Annotated in this window: 1 protein-coding gene; it reads left to right on the forward strand. The window is 68.9% G+C overall.

All coding sequences use genetic code 11. The features are described from left to right. The coding region (locus SB719_RS21430; RefSeq protein ID WP_412159925.1) for an NAD-dependent epimerase/dehydratase family protein at positions 1 to 254 on the forward strand (254 nt) is incomplete at both ends.

Here is a 254-nt window from a genome sequence, read left to right on the forward strand (position 1 = left end):
GAGTTCGTGCCGGCCGAGGTGCCGTTCTACCGGGGCACGATCCTCGACGGCGATCTGCTGAAGCGCATCTTCGCCGAGAACGCGATCACCGGTGTCGTGCACGTGGCCGGCTTCAAGTACGCGGGCGTCTCCGCCCAGCGGCCGCTGCACACGTACGAGCAGAACGTAACGGCGACGGCGGTGCTCCTGGCCGCCATGCAGGAGGCGGGCGTGGACGCGATCGTCTTCAGCTCGTCCGCGGCCGTCTACGGCAC

It is taken from the genome of Pantoea sp. SIMBA_079 (genome assembly GCF_046940275.1).
Taxonomy (GTDB): domain Bacteria; phylum Pseudomonadota; class Gammaproteobacteria; order Enterobacterales; family Enterobacteriaceae; genus Pantoea; species Pantoea borealis.